The 19,517-nt window shown below is 64.7% G+C and carries 16 protein-coding genes and 1 tRNA gene; 9 read left to right on the top strand and 8 right to left on the bottom strand.

Annotation, left to right across the window (positions count from 1 at the left end):
- Positions 1 to 51: 51 nt before the first annotated feature.
- Positions 52 to 138, bottom strand: a tRNA-Leu gene (locus tag A7V84_RS19935).
- Positions 139 to 182: 44 nt separating this feature from the next.
- On the opposite strand from A7V84_RS19935, the gene dapC reads away from it, so the two are divergent.
- The 9 genes from dapC to A7V84_RS19980 all read left to right on the top strand — a co-directional run bounded on the left by dapC (position 183) and on the right by A7V84_RS19980 (position 11,528).
- Positions 183 to 1,373, top strand: a complete 1,191-nt coding sequence (dapC, locus tag A7V84_RS19940) for a succinyldiaminopimelate transaminase (protein WP_063492090.1) — start codon at positions 183 to 185, stop codon at positions 1,371 to 1,373.
- A gap of 30 nt (positions 1,374 to 1,403) precedes the next feature.
- Complete coding sequence (dapD, locus tag A7V84_RS19945) at positions 1,404 to 2,225, top strand: 2,3,4,5-tetrahydropyridine-2,6-dicarboxylate N-succinyltransferase (RefSeq protein WP_033533987.1); 822 nt, start codon at positions 1,404 to 1,406, stop codon at positions 2,223 to 2,225.
- A complete protein-coding gene (dapE, locus tag A7V84_RS19950) occupies positions 2,225 to 3,358 on the top strand; it encodes a succinyl-diaminopimelate desuccinylase (protein ID WP_033533986.1) in 1,134 nt (377 codons plus the stop codon). The genes dapD and dapE overlap by 1 nt, the downstream gene beginning before the upstream one ends.
- Positions 3,359 to 3,364: 6 nt before the next feature.
- The gene (prmB, locus tag A7V84_RS19955; protein ID WP_063492089.1) at positions 3,365 to 4,258 is read left to right on the top strand and encodes a 50S ribosomal protein L3 N(5)-glutamine methyltransferase; all 894 of its coding nucleotides are present in this window, start codon (positions 3,365 to 3,367) and stop codon (positions 4,256 to 4,258) included.
- Positions 4,255 to 6,183, top strand: coding sequence for an ABC-F family ATP-binding cassette domain-containing protein (locus A7V84_RS19960; protein WP_115638893.1), 1,929 nt, complete (start codon positions 4,255 to 4,257; stop codon positions 6,181 to 6,183). Before prmB ends, A7V84_RS19960 begins: the two co-directional genes overlap by 4 nt.
- A 121-nt stretch (positions 6,184 to 6,304) precedes the next feature.
- A complete protein-coding gene (locus tag A7V84_RS19965) occupies positions 6,305 to 6,793 on the top strand; it encodes an RNA polymerase sigma factor (protein WP_063492087.1) in 489 nt (162 codons plus the stop codon).
- Positions 6,790 to 7,689, top strand: coding sequence for a FecR family protein (locus A7V84_RS19970; RefSeq protein WP_025517601.1), 900 nt, complete (start codon positions 6,790 to 6,792; stop codon positions 7,687 to 7,689). The genes A7V84_RS19965 and A7V84_RS19970 overlap by 4 nt, the downstream gene beginning before the upstream one ends.
- 120 nt (positions 7,690 to 7,809) lie before the next feature.
- A complete protein-coding gene (locus tag A7V84_RS19975) occupies positions 7,810 to 10,395 on the top strand; it encodes a TonB-dependent receptor (RefSeq protein WP_063492086.1) in 2,586 nt (861 codons plus the stop codon).
- Positions 10,392 to 11,528 (top strand): cytochrome-c peroxidase, encoded by a 1,137-nt coding sequence (locus A7V84_RS19980; RefSeq protein WP_115638894.1) that lies wholly within the window; start codon positions 10,392 to 10,394, stop codon positions 11,526 to 11,528. The genes A7V84_RS19975 and A7V84_RS19980 overlap by 4 nt, the downstream gene beginning before the upstream one ends.
- Before the next feature lie 15 nt (positions 11,529 to 11,543).
- Here the strand turns inward: A7V84_RS19980 and A7V84_RS19985 are convergent, their stop codons facing one another.
- From A7V84_RS19985 to A7V84_RS20015, 7 genes are all read right to left on the bottom strand, one after another.
- Positions 11,544 to 12,374 carry a DMT family transporter gene (locus A7V84_RS19985; RefSeq protein WP_063940031.1) on the bottom strand — a complete coding sequence of 277 codons (831 nt, stop codon included), beginning with the start codon at positions 12,372 to 12,374 and terminating at the stop codon, positions 11,544 to 11,546.
- A gap of 73 nt (positions 12,375 to 12,447) precedes the next feature.
- A complete protein-coding gene (locus tag A7V84_RS19990; protein ID WP_063492084.1) occupies positions 12,448 to 13,515 on the bottom strand; it encodes an ABC transporter ATP-binding protein in 1,068 nt (355 codons plus the stop codon).
- A complete protein-coding gene (locus tag A7V84_RS19995; protein ID WP_025517610.1) occupies positions 13,512 to 14,489 on the bottom strand; it encodes an ABC transporter ATP-binding protein in 978 nt (325 codons plus the stop codon). Before A7V84_RS19995 ends, A7V84_RS19990 begins: the two co-directional genes overlap by 4 nt.
- A gap of 9 nt (positions 14,490 to 14,498) precedes the next feature.
- A complete protein-coding gene (locus A7V84_RS20000) occupies positions 14,499 to 15,944 on the bottom strand; it encodes an amidohydrolase family protein (protein WP_025517612.1) in 1,446 nt (481 codons plus the stop codon).
- Positions 15,945 to 15,961: 17 nt separating this feature from the next.
- Positions 15,962 to 17,554, bottom strand: coding sequence for an ABC transporter substrate-binding protein (locus A7V84_RS20005; RefSeq protein ID WP_025517614.1), 1,593 nt, complete (start codon positions 17,552 to 17,554; stop codon positions 15,962 to 15,964).
- A 50-nt stretch (positions 17,555 to 17,604) separates the two neighbouring features.
- Positions 17,605 to 18,543, bottom strand: a complete 939-nt coding sequence (locus A7V84_RS20010) for an ABC transporter permease (RefSeq protein ID WP_025517615.1) — start codon at positions 18,541 to 18,543, stop codon at positions 17,605 to 17,607.
- Between the two features lie 10 nt (positions 18,544 to 18,553).
- Positions 18,554 to 19,492 carry an ABC transporter permease gene (locus A7V84_RS20015; RefSeq protein ID WP_025517617.1) on the bottom strand — a complete coding sequence of 313 codons (939 nt, stop codon included), beginning with the start codon at positions 19,490 to 19,492 and terminating at the stop codon, positions 18,554 to 18,556.
- Between the last annotated feature and the right edge of the window lie 25 nt (positions 19,493 to 19,517).

A 19,517-nucleotide genomic window follows, 5' to 3' on the forward strand; every position in this document is an offset into this window, starting at 1 on the left:
TTTGAAACCCACAGCAAATCCGAAGCTAAGCCACTGATTTCAAAGCAAAAATGGTGCGAAGGGCGGGACTCGAACCCGCACACCTGTTACGGCGTCAGGACCTAAACCTGGTGCGTCTACCAATTTCGCCACCTTCGCAAAGGCAAGCCCGCTATTGTAGCTTGCTTGTTAAAATCTTGCTTATGAATCCCAGACTGGGTGCGCTGCACCCCGATCCTTTCGAGCAGTTGCGGGCCCTGCTGGCCGATGCGGGAGCGCCGCCTCCCGGTCTGGCTCCCATTGACTTGTCTTGCGGCGAACCCGCGCGCGCAACGCCCGCAGCCATCGCCCGGGTTCTGGCAGCGCAGCTCGAAGGGTTTTCAGCGCCCGCCTCTGTCCGGGGGACGTTGGCGCTGCGCGAAGCGATTGCGCAGTGGCTGTCGGGGCGCTACAGCATCCCCGCACCCGACCCCGAACGCCAGATTCTGCCTGTGCAGGGTTCGCGTGAGGCCCTGTTCTCTTTCACGCAACGGATCGTCGATGCCACGGCCCGCGGCATGGTGCTATGCCCCAACCCCGCGCCCCGGATTTACGAAGGCGCGGCCTTGCTGGCCGGCGCCACGCCCTACTACCTGAACGCCGACCCGGCACGCGACTTCGGTAGCGACTGGGATTCGGTTCCTGAGGCAGTATGGCAGCGCACCCAACTGGTTTTTGTCTGTTCGCCCGGCAATCCTGCAGGCAATGTCACGTCCGAGGCTCAATGGCAGGCCTTGTTCGCGCTCTCCGACCGCCATGGTTTCGTGATCGCCGCCGACGAATGCTATTCCGAAATCTATTTCGATGACCCTCCGGTGGGCGCCATGCAGGCCGCCCGCCGCCAGGGCCGCGATGATTACGCCAACCTGCTGGTGTTTGCCAGCCTGTCCAAGCGCTCCGGCATGCCCGGCATGCGCTCCGGTTTCGTGGCAGGCGATGCGCGCCTCATCGAGCGTTTCCTGCAGTACCGGACCCATCAGGGCAGCGCCATGAGCCCGGCCATCGACGCGGCCAGTGTGGCGGCCTGGACGGATGAGGCCCATGTCGTCGAAAATCGACGCGAGTATCGCGCCAGCTTCGATGCAGTGTTACCCATTCTGCAGCACGTGATGAATGTGCGCCGCCCGCAAGCCGGCTTTTACCTGTGGGCGCCCACGCCGGGGCCGGATACGTCCTTCGCGCAATCCTTGTATCGGGGCACCGGCGTGACGGTGCTGCCCGGCAGTTTTCTAGGCCGCCAGGCCCATGGCGTGAATCCCGGCGAAGGCCGCATGCGCCTGACCCTGGCCGCCCCTTTGGTTCAGTGCGTGGAAGCAGCCGAACGCATTGCCCGCCACGCCCGAACCTATGTTTGAATTTTGACCCCCCCCTAAGCCGAGAAAAGCATGACTCTGGACCTGCAAACCACCATCGAACAAGCCTGGGAAGATCGCGCCGCGCTGACGGCCGCCCATGCCGACGCCGAAATCCGCGAAGCGGTCGAGCACACCCTCGACGCGCTGGATCACGGTCGCCTGCGTGTCGCCGACAAGTCCAGCGGCGCCTGGGTCGTCCATCAATGGATCAAGAAAGCCGTACTGCTCTCGTTCCGCTTGCAGGACAACCAGGTCATGGGCAATGGCCCCCTGACCTTCTATGACAAGGTGCCGACCAAGTTCGAGGGCTTCGGCGACGTGGCTTTCCGCAGCGGCGGCTATCGCGTCGTGCCGCCGGCGGTCGCCCGCCGCGGCGCCTTCATCGCCAGAAACGTGGTGTTGATGCCCTCCTACGTCAACATCGGCGCCTACGTGGACGAAGGCACGATGGTCGACACCTGGGCGACCGTAGGCTCCTGCGCGCAGATCGGCAAGAACGTGCATCTGTCCGGCGGCGTGGGCATCGGCGGCGTGCTGGAGCCGTTGCAGGCCAACCCCACCATCATTGAAGACAATTGCTTCATCGGCGCGCGCTCCGAGGTGGTCGAGGGCGTGGTGGTCGAAGAGAACTCGGTGCTTGCGATGGGCGTGTTCCTGTCGCAAAGCACCAAGATCTATGATCGCGCCACCGGCGAAATCACCTATGGCCGGGTGCCGTCCGGCTCGGTCGTGGTGCCGGGCTCTCTGCCCTCGGCCGACGGTTCGCACAGCCTGGCCTGCGCCGTGATCGTCAAGCGCGTGGATGCGCAGACCCGTGCCAAGACCAGCGTCAACGATCTGCTGAGGGCCTGATGAGCAGCGTTCTTGAACTGGTCAAAGACCTGATCTCCCGCCCTTCGGTCACACCCGAAGACCTGGACTGCCAGCAGATGCTGGCAGCGCGTCTGGCACGCATCGGCTTTCATTGCGAAACCATCGCCCAGGGCGGCGTGACCAATCTGTGGGCGCGGCGCGGCGACGCCGCACCGGTGCTGGTGTTTGCCGGCCACACCGACGTGGTGCCTCCCGGCCCGCGCGACAAATGGCAAAGCGATCCCTTCACGCCCACCGAGAGCGACGGCTTTCTGTACGGACGCGGCGCGGCCGACATGAAAAGCTCGATCGCCGCCTTCGTGGTGGCGGTCGAGGAGTTCGTGGCCGCCCACCCGCGCCACGAGGGCTCCATCGCCTTTCTGCTGACCTCTGACGAAGAAGGCCCTGCCGTCGACGGCACGGTCATCGTGTGCGATGCACTGAAGGCGCGTGGCGAAGCACTGGACTATTGCATCGTGGGCGAGCCGACCTCGACCGACAAACTGGGCGACGTCTGCAAGAATGGACGTCGCGGCACCTTGTCGGGCGCCCTCACCATCAAAGGCATCCAGGGTCACGTCGCCTATCCGCATCTGGCGCGCAATCCGGTGCACCAGTTCGCACCGGCGCTGGCCGAACTGGTGGCCGCCGAATGGGATCAGGGCAACGAGTATTTCCCGCCTACCACCTTCCAGATCTCCAACTTCAACGCCGGCACTGGCGCGACCAACGTGGTGCCGGGAGAAGCCGAAGTGTTGTTCAACTTCCGTTTCTCTACCGCCAGCACGCCAGAATCGCTGCGTGAGCGGGTGCACGCGACGCTGGACCGCCATGGGCTGGAGTACGAACTGCAATGGGAGCTGGGCGGCGAGCCCTTCCTTACGCCGCGCGGCTCCCTGACCGATGCGTTGGCCGCCGCCATCCAGGCCGAAACCGGCCTGCAAACCGAGCTGTCGACCACCGGCGGCACCTCGGACGGACGTTTTATCGCCAAGATCTGCCCGCAAGTCATCGAATTCGGCCCCTGCAACGCCACGATCCACAAGATCAACGAACGCGTTGCCCTGGACAGCCTGGATCCCCTGAAGAACATCTACCGGCGCACGTTGGAAAACCTGCTGCTGGCTCACTGAGGCGTCATGTCGTCTACCGATCGCCAAGAATTGCAAACCCTGCGCGACCTGATCCGCTACGCGGTATCGCGCTTTCACGCCAGCCAGATCGCGCTGGGTCATGGCAGCGACAACACCTGGGACGAGGCCGTCTATCTGGTGCTGCACGGGCTGCATCTGCCGCCCGATCTGCTCGATCCCTTCCTGGACGCGCGCGTGCTGGCCAAAGAGCGCCAGCGCGTGCTGGATCTGATCGACCGGCGCGTCGCGCAACGCGTGCCGGCCGCTTACCTGACCCAGGAAGCCTGGCTGCGCGGACATCGCTTCTATGTGGATCAGCGCGTGATCGTGCCGCGTTCGCCCATCGCCGAACTGCTCGACGAAGGTCTGGCGCCGTGGGTTGGCGATCCGCAAGCGGTTTCGCGCGTGCTCGACATGTGCACCGGTTCGGGGTGCCTGGCCATTCTGGCTGCCCTGGCCTTTCCCTTTGCGACCGTCGATGCCGTCGACCTGTCGGCCGATGCGCTCGATGTGGCGCGCCGCAACGTCCAGGACTACCAGCTCGAGGATCGCCTGACCCTGCATCAGAGCAATCTCTTCACCGCGCTGCCCGAGGCCGAGTATGACGTGATCCTGTGCAACCCGCCGTACGTCAACAGCCAATCCATGGATGCCCTGCCCGCCGAGTACCGGGCGGAGCCTTTCCTGGCGCTAGCCGGCGGCGAAGACGGCATGGATCTGGTGCGGCGCATCCTGCAGGCCGCGCCGCAGTACCTGTCGCCCGAAGGTTTCCTGGTACTGGAGATCGGCCATGAACGCGCGCATTTCGAAGCTGCTTTCCCCCACCTTGAACCCATGTGGCTGGCGACCGAGGAATCCTCGGATCAGTTGCTGCTGCTGACCCGCGAACAGTTGTTGTGATACGAGCTTCTGGATTGACCCTGCGCCGCGGCACCAAAGTGCTGCTCGATGACGCGGAATTCGTTGTGAACCCGGGCGAGCGTGTCGGATTCGTTGGCAAGAACGGCGCCGGCAAGTCGACCTTGTTCGCCTTGCTGACGGGCGAGCTCGATCAGGATGCCGGCAATCTCGATCTGCCCGCCGGCTGGCGCATCGCAAGCGTGCAGCAGGAAATCGCCGCCGATGACCGGCCGGCGCGCGAGTTCGTCATCGATGGCGATACGCACCTGCGCGAGTTGCAGGCGCAGCGCGCCGCCACTCCGGATGACCAGGGCGACCGCATCGCCGAGCTGGAGGCCGCGCTGGCCGAGGCTGACGTCTGGAGCGCGAATTCGCGTGCCGAGCAATTGCTGGCAGGCCTGGGCTTCGCCCCCGACGAATGGCTCAAGCCGGTAGCCAGTTTTTCGGGCGGCTGGCGCATGCGCCTGGCCCTGGCGCGGGCGCTGATGGCGCCGTCCGAGCTGTTGCTGCTGGACGAGCCCACCAACCACCTGGATCTGGATGCCATGCTGTGGCTGGAGAAGTGGCTGGCTGCCTATCCGGGCACCGTGCTGCTGATCTCCCACGACACCGAGTTCCTGGACGCGGTGGCGCGCAGCATCCTGCACTTCGATCATGGCAAGCTGATCCGCTATCGCGGCGGCTACCAGGACTTTCTGACGCAGCGCGCCGAGCGACTGCGCCAGGCAAGCCTCGCCCATGAGCGCCAGGCGCGCGAAACTGCCCGCCTGCAAGGATTCATCGATCGCTTCAAGGCCAAGGCCTCGAAGGCCAAGCAAGCCCAGAGCCGGGTCAAGGCGCTGGCCCGCATGGAGGCCCTGGCCCCCTTGCATGCCGAAGCCGGCATAGACATTCACATCCCATCGCCGGAGCACACGCCGGATCCGCTGCTGGTGCTGGACAAGGTGGCTGCCGGTTATACCGATGCGGCCGGGCAAGCCGTCGCCATTCTGGACCAGGTCACCCTGATGGTGCGCGCCGGCGCACGCATCGGCGTGCTGGGCGCCAACGGCGCCGGTAAAAGTACCCTGGTCAAAACGTTGGCCGAGGAATTGCCGGTGCAGGCGGGCGAACGCCGCGCCTCCAAGGGCCTGGCCATCGGCTACTTCCATCAGCACCAGCTCGATATGCTGGACCTGGACGGTACGCCCTTGCAGCACCTGGCCCGCCTGGCGCCGCAGGCGCGCGAACAGGAGTTGCGCAACTATCTGGGCGGCTTCGGTTTCTCGGGCGACACGGTCAATGGCAAGGTAGGCCCGATGTCCGGTGGCGAGAAGGCGCGTCTGGCCCTGTCGCTGATCGTCTGGCAGAAACCCAACCTGCTGCTGCTGGACGAGCCGAGCAACCACCTTGACGTGGAAACCCGCGAAGCGCTGGCCGCGGCCCTCGCCGAGTTCTCCGGCAGCATGCTGCTCGTTTCCCACGACCGCCACCTGCTGCGCACGACGGTCGACAGCTTCTGGATCGTGGCCGATGGCCAGGTCAGCGAGTTCGACGGCGACCTGGAGGACTACCGCGACTGGCTCAATGCCCGCAACGCCCAGGCCCGCGCCGAGGCGGCCGCGCCGCGCGACAGCGCAGTCCCGGATCGCAAGGCACAACGCCGTCAGGAAGCGGAACAGCGCCAGAAACTGGCGACTTTACGCAAGCCGCTGCAAAGCCGTCTGAACAAGGTCGAAGCCGAGATGGAGACCTTGCGCCAGCGCCTGCAGGCGCTCGACACCCTGATCGCCGACGCCGACCTGTACAGCGATGCCCGCCGCAACGAAAGGCAGCAGGTCATGGCCGAGCATGGCGAACTGGGCAAGCGCATGGCCCAGCTCGAAGAAGACTGGCTGGAGATCCAGACCTCGCTGGAAGCGCTGGAGCAGGACGCCGCCGTCTGACCGGCCGCGCAACGTCAGTGACAGGCCCGCCCATGGCGGGCCTGTTCATTTGTGCCGGAGGCTGTCGCAACAGATATAATGCAAACCATTATCATTTGTATGTACACCAAGCTCCTCGCCGATGCCGACGCTGACAGATACCTTTCTTCGCCATTACCGCGAACTGCTGGGGTTTCTTTCCTCGCGCACCGGCTCGCGCGACACCGCCCAGGATTGTGCCCAGGACACCTGGCTGCGCCTGCATCACCATGATGCCCGGATACGGCCGGACAATCCGCGCGCCTACCTGTTTCGCACCGCCGCCAACATCGCCATGGATTGGCATCGCGCCCGGGCACGCGAGCGCGACGCCCACGCCCGTTACGCCAGCCTGCAACTGTCCGCCCAGGAGTGCGACACCCTCGACGTCGCCTGCGCGCGCCAGACCCTGGCCCGCCTGGAGCGCGCCCTGCGCAGCCAGCCCACGCGCAGCCTGGAAATCTTCGTGATGCACCGCCACGATGGCTATGCCTATCGCGATATCGCCGAGCGCCTGAACATCTCCACCAGCGCAGTGGAGAAACACATGATGCGCATCCTGCTGGCCTGCGAACAGGTGTTTGCCGTATGAATGCCCGCGCGCTCGAAGAAGCCTCGCGATGGGTCGTGCGCCAGAGCGGCGCCGACATGGACGAGGCCGCTCATCAGCAATTCCGGAGTTGGTATCAGGCCAGCGAACAGCATGCGGCCGCCTACGACCGCCTGCACCAGTTGTGGCGCCACATCGGCGAGGTCGACCGCCGCAAATTGCGCAAACGCAGCCGGCCAGGCGCGGCCAGCGCCGCTTTCCTGGCATTGGCCGTGGCCGCCGTCTGGTTCGCGCCGCCGCCCTCCACCTGGCGGGCCGACTACCGCAGCGGCCACGCCATCCGCAGCGTGGCCCTGCCCGACGGCTCCACCGCGATCCTGGACGCGGAGTCGGCCATCGCCCTGACGTTCAACGCCGGGCAGCGCACCCTCGAACTGCTGCATGGCAAGGTCTACATCCAGGCCCGCGCACGCCAGCCCGGCCAGGCCGCGTTGCGGGTGGTCACCCGGCACGCCACGGCCACCGCACTGGGCACACGATTTTCCGTCCAGACGGGCAGCCATGGCACCGGCGTCACCGTCTACGAGCATGAGGTGGCTGTCGACTGCCTCAGTTGTCAGCCGCTGCGCCGGGTCATCGTATCGCCGGGCCAGCGCGTGCGCATCGACGACGGCAAGCTGTCGCAAGCCGATGCGCCGGCCGGTCCTGCGCCCGCCTGGAGCCAGGGCCTGGCTAGCTTTGACGATATGCCACTGGCCCAGGCTGCCGCCGAGCTGGCCCGCTACAGCGGCCAGGCCATCATCGTGCTGGGCAAGGCGCGCGAGCTGCGAGTTTCAGGCACGGTGGCCATTGCCGATGCCCGTGAAGCGCTGTCGTTCCTGTTGGCTTCGCGTGCGGTACGGCTGCGCCGCCTTCCAGGTTTGCTCATTGTTCAATAGAAAAATATAAACGATTCCTATTTTCAAATAAAAAATACTCATTGATTTGACCATGAGGGAAAGCCGCCGCCAGAACGTCTTAGGGGCAATCCGTTTCATTGCCCCAGGAACCTCACCCTCATGTCTGCTTTCCCAATCCGGCGCCTGTCCGCCGCCCTGCTGCCGCTGATCTGCCTGTGCGCCCCGGCACATGCCGCCACTTTGGCGATCGACATTGCTGCCCAACCGCTGGACAGCGCCCTGCTGTTGCTGGGCCAGCAGACCAGCATGCAGATCAGTTTCGTGCCCGCCCAGGTACGTGGCCTGCGTGCCGCCGAACTGCGCGGCCGGTACACGCCCGCCGCGGCCCTGGCCCAGCTGCTGCGCGGCAGCGGTCTGAGCGCCACAGCGGACGGCAGCGGCCGTTACCGCATCCATCCCGACCGCATCGCGGTCATGCCCGCCATCACAGTGCAGGCCGCGCCCGACGAGCGCATTTTCACGCAGGAGGAAATCGCCGCCACGCCGAGCGCCAATCGCGACATCAGCGATCTGGTCGCCACCTTGCCATCCGTACGCACCAGCGGCTCGGCCAGCGCCAGTGCCAACCGTGGCTCGCTGGCGCAGGAAGACATTTCCTTTCATGGCGCCAGCCCTTATCAAAACCTGTTTCAGATCGACGGCGTGAACGCCAGCAACCGACTGGATCCGGCCAGCAAGAACCTCAACCTGAAGATTGGGAATATCCCCGGCAATACCCAGGCCTACTACGTCGATACCGCTCTCATCGACCAGGTGAAGGTCTATGACAGCGCCGTGCCGATCGAGTATGGACAGTTCACCGGCGGGGTCGTCGACGCCAAGCTGCGGCGCGCCAGCGGGGAAAACCACGTGTCCGCCAGTTATCGCTGGAACAGCTCAAACATGACGCGCCAGCATGTGGCCGAGGGGGACCAGAAGGACTGGGCGCTGGGCAAGCCCGGCTATGCCCCCCACTGGAAAAAACGCTTCTACACGCTCAATACCGATCTTGCCTTCAGCGAGGACTTCGGCGCCGTGATCTCCGCCTCCCGGCGCGAATCTGCCATCAGCCGCTATCGCATGGGCGCCGCACACGACCCCTACCAGACGACACAGGAAGACCACAACGATCGCATCGACAATGTGCTGGGCAAGTTCTCGCTGCGCCTGGGTGCGGACACGGTCTCCGATCTTTCCGTCAAGCTGAGCGACCGGCGCGAGGAGCTGGTGAGCGACTTCTTTCGCGATACCGTATGGCGCCACCGCCAACAGGCACAGGGCGTCGGCTGGAACCTCGAACATGGCTTCGACCGCGCCCGCCTGCAGGTCCAGGCCAACTGGGAAAGCTACCGCATCCGCCGGGAATCCGACCTGACCGAGTTCGTGACGCACCGCTTCGCCGACCGCACGCCGCAATACACCACCGGCGGCTTCGGCAATGAAGACAAGAACCAGAAAACGCTGGGTCTGTCGGCCCGGCTGGACCTGGATCCACTGCAGACCGGCCCGCTGCAGCACTGGCTGTACGGCGGCGTGCAAGCCTCGCGGGTGGATTTCAACTTCAAGCGCCACAGCGAGCTGTACAGCTACTCGGCGCTGCATAAACCGGATGGCAGCGTCCACCAGTCCTCCAAGGTGCAGTACCTGCCTGGCACGGTCAATCGCCAGTACTACACCATGGGTCTGTATGTCTCCGACCGGGTGCAATGGCAGCGCCTGAGCCTGACGGCCAGCGCCCGCGTGGACCGGGACACGCTGCTGGGCAATACCAATATTTCGCCACGCTCGCGCCTGGACTGGGACGCGCTGGGCAACGGCAACACGGTGCTGAGCGCCGGCTGGGCCCGCTACCATGGCGGGGAAATCCTGAACCTGGCCCTGCAGGAGGACATCAGCCGCCTGAAGCGCCAGGTGCTGGATCGCTACGGCAATCCGGTGCCACCCACGCAACAACGCATCATCACGCGCTACGACGGCCTTGCCACGCCTTATGACGACGAATGGTCGTTGAGCCTGCGCCAGCGCCTGGGCAACCTGGAAGGCACACTCTCCTTCGTGCGCCGCAACGGTCGCGACCAGATCAGCAAGCAGGGCAGCAGCGCCGAGGGCTATGAGTACGTCAACAATGGCCGCTCCCGCAGCGAAACCTACAGCCTCACGCTGGCGACCCTGGAACCCTGGCGCTTTGCCCAAGGCTACTGGACGGCGCGAGCCAGTCTCAGCCACCAACGCAGCCAGCGCAACCTGGACCTGATCAAGGGCTACGAAGACTCGGCAGCCGAGCCGGACGACTACCTGATCTATAACGGCAAGCGCATGCGCGCCAGCGAGTTGCCGCCAGGCAACTTCAATCTGCCCCGCGCCGCGCACCTGACGCTGACCGGCCGCTGGCCGCGCGCCGGCCTCATGTGGGACAACACCCTGAACTGGAAAGGCCGCCGCAAGGACGTGTTCTACCTCGGCCCGGGCAGCGCACCGGAGTACCTGCCTCGCTACGAATCGGCAGGCGTGCCTTCGCACCTGACCTGGGACACGCGCCTGACCTGGGAACCGAATTTCGTGCCCGGTCTGACCCTGTCGGTGGATGTGCTCAACGTGCTCAACCGGATGCCCAGGCTGACTGCCACCCACCCCAACCGCCGCAATGACCTGAGCCTGTATCGCAGCGGTCGCGAGATCTGGCTGCAGGCGGGCTACCAGTTTTGAAAGCCGCCCGACGTCTTTGCCTGCTGGCCGGCTGGCTGGCAGCCTGGGCCCTCACCGGCGTGGCGGCGGCCGAGCCCTGCCGCCACGCCGACCAGACCTGGGATGCCAGCTGTCTGCGCCGACAGTACCAGGGGCCGGTGCACGCCTGGCCGCCACCGGCCGTCGATGCGGGCGTCGCCTGGCAGGAATGGGGCCCCATCCCCCCATTGGACGCTGCCCGCAGCTGGCTGCCCGACAATGCCGTGCGCTCCCCCCTGGCCCGGGATATCGCCCGTCCCGAGATCCGTGCGCTGGGCGCACGTCTGTTTGCCGAGCCGCGCCTGTCGCGTTCGGGCCGTATCGCCTGTGCCAGTTGTCATCAGCCGCAGCGCGCCCTGGGCGACGGCCGCCCGCTGGCCATCGGAGAAGACGGCCTGATGGGCCGGCGTCGTTCCATGCCCCTGTATGGCGCGCCTTTTGCCCCCTTGCTGTTCTGGGATGGGCGAGCCAATGACCTGTGGCAACAAGTCCTGATGCCGATCTCGGACCCCCGTGAAATGAACCACGATGCTGCCTCGGCCACGGCGCGGCTGGCCGCCCTGCCCGAATTCCAGACGGCATTTTCCGAAGCGTTCGGCGAAACGGGCGTCAGCGCTGCCAAAATGGCCCGGGCCCTGGCTGCCCATGTGGCCAGCCGGCGTCCGCCCGCCACACGCTTTGACGCCTTCATCGCCGGCGACAATCAGGCCTATACCGACCAGGAAGTCATCGGCCTGCATCTGTTTCGCAACCAGGCGCGCTGCATGCAATGCCATCACGGGCCGCTGCTGACCGACCAGCGCTTTCACAACATTGGCCTGAGTTTTCTGGGGCGGCGCAACCAGGATCTGGGGCGCTACGAAATCACGCGCGACCCGGCCGATGCCGGCACCTTCCGTACGCCCAGTCTCCGACAGGTCGCGCAGGCCGGGCCATGGATGCACAACGGCATTTTCCCGCGCCTGGACGGCCTGCTGCGCATGTACAACGCCGGCATGCCGCCCGACGCGCCTGCCGTGGAGGGCCTGCGTGCCCCCAAGTCACCCCTGATCCAGCCGCTGTCGCTCAATGCCGATGAACTGCGGGCCCTGGAAGCCTTTCTGCGCACCCTGTAAAGTCGTCATGGTTGCCTATCTGGCGCGCAAGCGCGACTCATGAAAAATCAGATAGAGCCCGCAGGCCACCACGATCGCGCTGCCCAGCAGCGTGATCGTCGAAGGCACTTCCCACCACACCAGATAGCCAATGATCACCGCCAGCACGATGCGGCTGTAGCTCAGCGCGCCGCAGATCGAAGGCGGCGCCATGCGAAACGCCTGCGTTTGCGCGTACTGGCCCACGCAGCCCGCCAGGCCCGCCCCCCCCATCACCGTCCAGCCCCAGGCGTCCGGCCACACCCAGCCCCAAGGCAGCCATAGCGCGCCGACCACCGTCGCCAGCAAGGTGAAGTAGAACACTACCGCCGTCGGATGAACGAGGCTGCTGGAGCGTCGCGTCAGCACCATCCCCACGCTATAGAGCGTGGCGCTCAGCAAGGCCACCAGCACCCCCATCCCCAACAAGCTCTGCCCCGGCGGCGTGATCAACACGACGCCGCCAAACCCCAGCAACACCGCAGCCCAACGCCGTCGGCCGATGCGTTCACCCAGCATCGGCGCCGACAGCGCGGTAATGATGAGCGGACCGATGAAAGAATAGAACGTGGCATCCGCAAAAGGCAGCAAGTGATATGACCAGAAGCCCGCCAGCATGGACCCGACCACCAGCGCACTGAGCCAGAAAAGTGTCCCCGCCGGCCCCTGGCGCAAAACCGCCCAGTTGCCCTGCCAGGCCAAGATTCCGAGTAACGGCAGCAAGGCAATGCCGCTGCGCAGAAAAACCAGCTGCCCAAAGGGATAGTGTTCCAACGCCAGTTTGGCCAACGCATTCATCAGTGTGAAGGCCACGATGGAAACCATCATGTGCCCCACTCCCTTGCCCAGTTCGATGTCGACCGGGCCTGCGCACGCCACTCGGGACACGGCCGCCATGACGTCAGGCGGCCTGCCGGCGCGCAGCGTACAGAGCCTGGCGCGCTGCCAGGCCCGCGCTGGGTTGCTGTGCGTGATAGTGCGCCCGATACATGGGTACCTCCTGAACGAAATGGCAGGCTACCGCATGCCCCTCTTCATAGGATTGCAGGAGCGGCTTCTCGGCCTTGCACCGCTCTTGCGCCATGGGACAACGCGTGTGAAACCGGCAGCCGCTGGGCGGGTGCAGAACACTGGGAATGTCACCCAGCACCGGCGGTTTGTCGTGACGAGCCGCCGGATTGGGGTCGGGCGCGGCCGCCAGCAGCGCCTGCGTGTACGGATGCCGAGGATTGGCGTAGATGTCCTCCTTGCTGCCGATTTCCACCAGTTGGCCCAGATACATCACCGCGACGCGATCGGCGATATGGCGCACGACCGCCAGGCCATGCGAGATGAACAGATAGGAAAAATCGAAGCGACGCTGCAGATCCTTGAGCAGGTTGACGATCTGCGCCTGGATCGACACGTCGAGCGCCGATACCGGTTCATCGCAGACGATGAGCTCGGGCGACAAGGCCAGCGCCCGTGCAATGCCGACACGCTGCCGCTGACCACCGGAAAACTGATGCGGGTAGCGCTGTGCGTGATATGGCGCCAGATCGACCAGCCGCAGCAACTCGTCGACCTTGCGCGCCTGCGACGCGGCATCGCCCACCTGATGCACCCGTAAGGGCTCGGCCAGGATTTCCCCGATCGTCATGCGCGGGTTCAGGCTGGCGTAGGGGTCCTGAAATACGATCTGCATGCGGCGGCGAAGGGGGTTCATCTGTGCGCGCGTAGCGCGCGTGATGTCCTGACCGTCAAAGAAGATTTCACCTGCGGTGGGTTCGATCAGGCGCATGGCCAGCCGCGCAGTGGTGGACTTGCCGCAACCCGTCTCGCCCACGATAGCCAGCGTCTCGCCGCGCATCAACGTCAGGTCGATATGATCGACCGCCTGCACGGCAGCGACCTGCTTGCGGAAAATCTGGCCATCGTAAACGGGATAGTGTTTCGAGACCCCCTTGAGTTCCAGCAATGGTTGTTTCATTGATGCAGCTCCAGTGGCACATTCCAGCAGGCCGCGCCATGCTCGCCGCCCAGCGCGTGCAAGCCCGGCGCCTCCTGCAGGCAACGGTCCGTGGCGAACAGGCAGCGTGGGTTGTAGCGGCAGCCCGGCGGGTAGTTGAAGGGCGGCGGCACGGTTCCCTTGATGGTCAGCAGCCGCTCCACATCGGTGTCCATGCGCGGCAGCGATGCCATCAGGCCAAGGGTGTAAGGATGCTGGGTGTCCTGGAAGATGTCGGCCGCGCTGCCAGTCTCGACCACCTTGCCCGCGTACATCACCGCCACATCATCGGCGCACTGCGCCACCACTCCCAGATCATGCGTGATGAGGATGATGGCCATGCCGGTCTGCTGTTGCAGGTCGCGCAGCAAACCCAGGATCTGGGCCTGAATGGTGACATCCAGGGCGGTGGTAGGCTCGTCGGCGATCAGCACCGCTGGCTGGCAGGCCAAGGCCATCGCGATCATCACACGCTGGCGCATGCCCCCCGAAAGCTGATGCGGATACTCGGAGAAGCGTCGCTCGGGCGCGGAGATCCTCACCCGCCTCAAGGCCTCCACGGCCATCTCCTTGAGCGCACTTGGCGCAACTGAATGATGCGCCCGCACGGCCTCCATGATCTGGAACCCGACGGTATGCACCGGATTCAGGCTGGTCATGGGTTCCTGGAACACCATGGCGATGCGATTGCCGCGCACGGCGCGCAATTGGCGCGCCGACAGCGTGCGCAAGTCGCGACCTTCCAGCAGGATTTCTCCCTGGCGCACGCTTCCGGGCGGCGGAACCAGCCCCATCACCGACAGGGAAAGCATGCTCTTTCCCGAGCCGCTTTCACCCACGATGCCCAAGGTCTTGCCCGGCGCCAGCCGCAGACTGACGCCATCGACCGCCCTGACCTCGCCCAGCCGCGTGTCGAAAGCCGTCACCAGGTTCTTGATCTCGAGGACCGGTTCCATGTCGCGCTCCTAACCCAGCGGGAAGGTAAGCGGCGCGACCTCCGCGATCGAACGTTGCGCCACCAGGTCGAGCGAGGGAAACTTCGCGATGGCGCGCTGCTGCGCGGCCTGAACCCCCGCCGCAGCGGCAGCGCGATCGATCGTGAGCACCTCTCCGTCCTCAACGACTTTCCGCCCATCAACGAACACCGTGTGCACGGCGCGGTCTCCGGCCGCGAAGATGAGGCTGCGCACAGGATCGCGATAGGGGCTCATCATCGGATGACGCAAGTCCACGAGCACCATGTCCGCTTTGGCTCCCGGCGCGAGCCGACCGATGTCGTCGCGCCCCAAGGCTTTGGCCGCGCCGATCGTCGCCGCATCGAATATCTCGGCGGTGGTCGTGGTGCGGGGATCATCAGCCATCAGGCGCGCCAGATAGCCCACGTGCCGCATCTCGTCCATCATGTTGTGCGGATACGAGTCCGTCCCGATGCCCATGTTGACGCCGGCGCGACGATAGCGCCCGAAGTCGCGCAAGGCCATGCCCCGGCGCATGAAGATGGTGGGGCAGTGCGCCACCGTCGTCTGGGTCTCTGCGAGGATGGCAAGATCGCTACGCGTGTGCCAGGCTGCACGCGGATGGTCATCCAGAAAAATCCCGTGGCCCACAATGCTGCGTGGCTGCAATACGCCCAGGGAATGCAGCCACTGGATGGGGGTGACGCCATGGCGGCGCGTCATCTCGTGGAACTCGGGCACCGACTGCGCCGCATGGATCTGCCAGGACAGGTTACGGCGGCGCGCCTCCTGGTGGCTGGTCTGGATCAGCTCGGGCGTACAGGTGTCGACCTGCGCCGGCGTGACCATGCCGAAAAGACGCCCGCTCTCGTGCGCACAGGCCTTGTCGACCAGGTCCAGCGCAGCCTGCATGCTGCGCATGCCGGCTTCTTCGTCCCACTCGTACTCCACCAGATGGCCATTGCGCGTGAACCAGCGAGCGGACTTGAACAGCGGCGCGATACAGGCGCGCATGCCGCTGTCGGCGGCCACATCGATCCATGTTTCGTGCGTGCCCGACATATCCACCAGCGTGGTCACGCCGCTCAGAAGCAGCTCGCCCAGCGATTGATTCAGGCAGTGAGGCGCCGCTTCGGCGTCACCTCGCATCAAGGGCATGATTTCATACAGGCCCGAGTTGTACAGGCCGGGAGAGCCGATCTCGTCGGTGTAGCCCTTGTTGAGCGGCTCGCTGGCCGGATGGCTATGAATGTTGACCAACCCCGGCATCACCATCCTGCCCTGCCCCGACAGGATCTGCACCGCCTTGCCTTGCGGCGGGCGGTAGTCTTTGCCGACATGCACGATGGCATTGCCCTCAAAGGCCACATCGGCATCTTTCAGATAGGTGTGGCGCCCCGCCTGCGCATCCCAGGCCACGACGAACTCGGCATTCTTGATCACGGTAATAGTCATGATTTTTCCTGCGCTCCTCAGTTCTTGACTCGCATATCCAGCCCCTTGTAGAGCGCCGCCCCGTACAACCCATGCGGCTTGCCCCCCTCAACCCTGTCATTGCTGACCGACCACAATTGCACGTTGACCAGCGGCGCCCATACCGCCTGCTCCGAGAGCCGGCGCTGCAAAGCACTGGTGGCTTCCTTGCGCTGCGCCTCGGTTGTGGCTGCCGAGGCCTGGGCGGCCAGCTCATCGGTCTGCTTGTCATCCCAGTTCATCCGGTTCGGCGTGGGCATCTGCGTACTGCGGAAATAGAAATTGGCCCACTCGCTGACGGTGATGTAGGGCAGGTTCATGATGAAGGCGTCAAACTCCTGCGTCGCCAGCTTGCCCCATACTGCCGTGTTGTCCCAAAGCTGGATGCGCATGTCGATGCCCACTTTGCGCAAGTTGGCCTGCATGTTCTCGGCCAGACGTGCGGTGACATCGTTGCGGCTGCCGTACACCAGGAAGGAAGCCCGCACGCCATCCTTTTCGCGGATGCCGTCAGCGCCCGGCTTCCAGCCGGCTTCCTCGAGCATGGCCATTGCCGCCTGCGGATCGTAGGCCGGCATCAGTTCAAGCGTCGCCGGGTCATAGTCGACAGCGTTCGGGTTGGCCATGCTGCGTCGTGGATCCGCGAAGCCAAAGTAGATCGCCTTGACCATGGTGTCGCGGTCCAGCGCGGCATTGATGGCCTTGCGCACCGCGAGATCGTTCATCACGGGTTTGTTGACGCGAAAGCCCAGGAAATAATCGTCGATGGCAGCTGGTTGATTACGCACCTGCATGCCCGGCATGCGCTGCATGTTCTGCAAGGCGAAGGTCGGCACGTTCTGGCTGGAGTCGCCCTGACGCGACTGGACCGCCGCCATAAGCGTGTTGGATTCGGGCACCACTTTCCAGATGATCTGGTCGATCTGCGGCGCCGGGTTCTGGTAAAGAGGCGGCCCCCAGTTGTAATGCGGGTTTTTGTTCAGCACCAGCTGCTGGCGCGGACTCCAGCCGCCCCAGCAGTAAGGGCCGGTGCCGTTAAAGCCCTGAGTGCCGAAATTCTTGCCCAGCTTCTCGACGGCATGCCGGTCGACGATGGAAGTAAACGGCAGGCTCAACTGGTAAAGCGTGTCGCTGAAAGGCGCCGAAAGGACGTAATCGATGGTGTAGTCGTCGACGACGACGACGTCCTTGATCGGCCCTACCTTGTTGCGTATCGGAGACTTGTTTTCCGGGTCGGCCAGGCGTTTGAGCGAATAGGCCACGTCTTCAGCAGTCATAGGCCGGCCATCACAGAACTTCACATCCTTGCGCAGGGTGAAACGATAGGTCTTGCCGTCCTCCGAGACCTCCCACTTTTCGGCCAGGAGCGGGCGCACCGTCTTCAAGTCGTAGTCCAGCGCTACCAGCGTGTCGGCCAGCATGAACATCACCTCGCCCATCCGCGTGGAGGTCGTGCGGATGGGGTCATAGGTATCGGCATCGGCCACGCGCAACACGGTCATCGTGGTGGGCTTCTGGGCCATGGCCGGCAGGCTGAAGACAGCGGCCGCAACGCTCATGCCCAACAGCGAAACAGGGTGGAAGACTTTCATGGATAAACCCCTTGTCCTATCGATGGACGGCCTGAGGCCGCGCAACGGCATCACTTGCGCAGCTTCGGGTCGAGAACGTCGCGCAAGGTATCGCCCAGCAGATTGAAGGCGAGCACGACAATGAAAATCACCAGGCTCGGCAGCACCGAGACGTGTGGAGCGAAAAAGAGAAAGCTGCGCCCTTCCGACGCCATGGCCCCCAGCTCTGCGATCGGCGGCTGCGCGCCAAGGCCGATGAACGAAAGGGCCGCACCGAGCAGAATCACCTGGCCGAAGCGCAGGGTGACGAACACCATTACCGGCGACAGACAGTTTGGAATCAGGTGACGCCACCAGAGCTGCAGATCGCTCACGCCCAGCGCCCGGGCGCTTTCGATGTACTCCTGCTGCAGAACACCCAGGGCTGCGCCGCGCACGACGCGCGCCGTAAGCGGGATCGAGGAAATCGACAGCGCCACCACCACCGCGCCCAGACCGGGTTCCAGCACGGCTGCGATCGCCAGGCCGAAGAGAATCGTGGGAAAAGACAACAGCACGTCCATCAGGCGCATGAGCAAGCCCGAGACCGGCGGATAATAGGCAGCGGCCAGCCCGACCAGCGCCCCCACGCCACAGCCTGCCACCACCGACACCGTGGCCATCAGCATCGACGTGCGCAGCCCGAAGAGCAATCGCGACACCATGTCCCGGCCCTGCGAATCCGTGCCCAGCCACCCGGCTTCGCCCGGCGCCTTCAGGGCGTTGGCCATGTCGCCGTCCCAGGGGCCTTGGGGAGCCAGCCAGGGTGCGAACACGGCAGCCAGTACGATCAGAATGACCAACGTCAAAGCGAAGGCGCCGGCCGGATCGCGGATCAGCAACTGCAGGGTGGACGGGGCCGCAGGAATGGCATCTTCAGCTTTTTTGGCAGAGGCTGCGGCATCGCTGGCGGGACCGTGCGCCGTCGTGGCGGCGGCACCGGGTTTGACGAGGCTCAGGATCGATTTCATGTCAGACTCCTCAGCCGCGCAGTCGCGGATCAAGCGCGGTGTACAGGATATCCACCGTCAGGTTGATGACGATGAAGCCCAGGGCCAGGATGATGATGGTGCCTTGCGCCATCGGAAAATCGCTCGACAGAATCGCGCCGACCGCCAGGCGACCCACACCCGGCCAACTGAAGATGGTCTCGGTTACCACCGCGCCGCCCAGCAGGAACCCGATCTGCAGACCCAGCAGGGTCACCACCGGAATCATGGCGTTGCGCAATGCATGCCGCAGCATGACGACCGTCTCCGACAGCCCCTTGGCACGGGCCGTGCGCACATGATCGGCGCCCAGGACATCGACCACGGCGCTGCGCGTCATGCGGGCCACGGGGCCGACGAACACACCGCCCAGGGTCAATGCCGGCAAGATCACGGCCTTCAGGCCGTCAAGCGTCCAGAGCGGCCCGGCCCGCCCCGTGAAGGGCAACCATTGCAGTTTGAACCCGACCCCCCACACCAGCAGCAGGCCGATGAAAAACACCGGCACCGACACGCCTGCGACGGAGAACGCCATCACGCTGCGATCAAGCAGACTGCGCTGATAGCGCGCAGCCAGCGTGCCCAATCCGATACCCAGCGGGATGGCCCACACGAGCGAGGCGAACATCAGTTCCAACGTCGGGCCGATGGTCTGCATCAGCTCGTTGATGACCGGCACGTTGTTGATGAGGGAAATGCCGAAATCCGCATGCATCAAACGCCAGACATAGAGCCCGAACTGGACGTAAAGCGGCTTATCCAGGCCCATCTCCTGACGGATGGCATTGATGACATCCTCGGTGGCATTGGGGCCGGCGCGGACCACTGCCGCGTCGGTAGGCCCGGCCTGCATCAACAGAAACCCCAGCAGCAGCACGCCGAACATCACGGGAATGGCGACCAGCAGTCGCAGCACAATGATCCGGAACATCGGTTTTCCTCATCAGCACAACAAA

The sequence above is a fragment of the Bordetella trematum genome, assembly GCF_900078335.1.
GTDB lineage: Bacteria > Pseudomonadota > Gammaproteobacteria > Burkholderiales > Burkholderiaceae_B > Bordetella > Bordetella trematum.